Source organism: Streptomyces sp. NPDC050388, assembly GCF_040655635.1.
In the GTDB taxonomy this organism is placed as follows: domain Bacteria; phylum Actinomycetota; class Actinomycetes; order Streptomycetales; family Streptomycetaceae; genus Streptomyces.
Window position 1 is genome coordinate 1 of the sequence record NZ_JBFAKH010000245.1, and the last position, 2171, is coordinate 2171.

A 2171-nucleotide genomic window follows, 5' to 3' on the forward strand; every position below is an offset into this window, starting at 1 on the left:
CCGAAGCCGTCTGGAAACAACGCGTTGCTTCGCGGGCCCCGTGATCGTTGATCTTGTATGGCCATATCCCAGTCGATACCCCAACAACTGGCGTCGCGGCTGGGGGCGTTGCTCCCTCATCTCAACGAAAGGCAGCGGCGGTTGCTGCTGGCCGCAGAGGCCCGTGAGCTTGGGCACGGCGGTATACGCGCGGTGTCCCGCGCGGCTGGCGTCAGCGAAACGACGGTGCGCAAAGGTATCGCCGAACTCGCAAATGAACCGACGCCCCTTCCGGGCGGTCGCATTCGACGCCCAGGGGGCGGCCGCAAGAACGCAGCCGCAAAAGACCCCGGACTGCTGCCCGCCCTCTTGGCGTTGGTCGAGCCGGATGAGCGAGGTGATCCCATGTCGCCCTTGAGGTGGACGACCAAGTCGCTGCGACACCTTGCCGACGAGCTGACCAAACAGGGGCACCCGGTCTCCGCGACCACAGTGGGAAAGCTCCTGTGTGGGAACGGGTTCAGCCTGCAAGGCAACGCCAAGACCCTGGAGGGCAAGCAACATCCCGACCGAGACGCCCAGTTCCACTACATCAACAACCAGGTCAAAGAACATCAGGCAGCCGGCGAGCCGGTCATCAGCGTGGATACGAAGAAGAAGGAAATGATCGGCCAGTACCACAACCCGGGTCGCGAGTGGCGGCCCAAGGGCGAGCCGATCGACGTCGAGGACCACTCCCTGTTCTTCCGCGGAGAAATCCAGCAGGTCATCCCATACGGGATCTACGACATCGCCGCCAACACGGGCTGGGTGAATGTCGGTGTGGACCACGACACGTCGGCCTTCGCCGTCGCCTCGATTCGCCGATGGTGGAACAACCGTGGCAAAGGTGACTACCCGAGCGCCAAGCGCCTGCTGATCACAGCGGACTCCGGCGGCTCGAATTCTCCGCGATACCGACTTTGGAAGTCCGAACTCGCAGCTCTGGCCGAGGAAACCGGCTTGGCTATTACCGTCTGTCATTTTCCGCCCGGAACGTCGAAGTGGAACAAGGTCGAGCATCGCCTCTTCTCCCACATCACGATGAACTGGCGCGGACGCCCGCTGACCAGCCACGAAGTCGTCATCAAGACCATCAAAGCCACCCGAACACGCTCCGGACTGCGCGTGGAGGCCGAACTCGACACGCGTGCCTACCCGATCGGGGTCACCGTGAGCAAGGAATACCTGGACTCCTTGCCGATCCAGCCACACGCCATTCGCGGCGCCTGGAACTACACCATCCAGCCACACGGCCGCTGCACTGAGCACGCAACCGACAGAAGTCCAAGAGTCATCCAGTCGGAAGTGCTGGAGATGCTCTCCCACCCAGTGCTGACCGGGATGAACCGAGAGGAACTGACCCGGCTTGTCGCGCTTCTCGCGCCAGCCCAGGAGGCCAAGGCCGAGCAACGGAACTACGACCGGCGAGGCGGGAAGCGACGACGCGCGAAAGGGGCAGGCGGGGTAACGGTGATCACGCCTGCTGCCCGCATCGTGGCCACGCTCGTCCATCTCCGCGGAATCTGCACGATGCCCGTTCTCCAGGACTTCCTTGGAGTAACCCGAAGCGGCCTTCAGCAAGCCACGCGCGAGACCCGGGCCATCCTGGCAGAACACAACCACACAGTGCGCGCCATCGACCTCAGGCTTACCACCACGCAAGCCGTTCGGGATTTTGTCGCCTCCGCTGGCTCCCTCCAGGAAACCGCCCCTGAAGAAGCATTGCGGCATCCGGCCATCACCGGCATGAGCCATACCGAACTTGATGCCATCACCACGCGCCTGGCGACTCGATACCAAGCACGGCTCCAAGAGATTCGACACAAGCGACGCGGCGCCGAGTTGAAGAAGGACCCGGGTGCGGTCATTTACAGAAAGATCACCGATGAGGGCCGCGTTCTTGCCGCGATTCTCGCGATGCGACAGGTCGCCACTCGGCCAGTGATCGCCGACCTCTTCAAGGTAAGCCCTCGAACCATCGGCAACGCACTCGTGGAACTGCGCCCCCTCCTTAAAGAGGACGGATACAACCCCACCCCCGTTCATAGGGCACAACGGTTCCACAGCGCGGAAGAAGTTCTCCGCTACGTCGAGACCATGGAGGAATCGAATGCCCATTCGGAACCGTGAGGTTGTTTGCGCACGGCTTC

The 2171-nt window shown here is 62.7% G+C and carries 1 protein-coding gene; it reads left to right on the forward strand.

Annotated features, from left to right (window positions below; genetic code table 11):
• Window positions 1-57: 57 nt before the first annotated feature.
• Window positions 58-2151, forward strand: coding sequence for an ISAzo13 family transposase (locus tag AB0I73_RS41100; RefSeq protein ID WP_363045486.1), 2094 nt, complete (start codon window positions 58-60; stop codon window positions 2149-2151).
• Window positions 2152-2171: the final 20 nt, after the last annotated feature.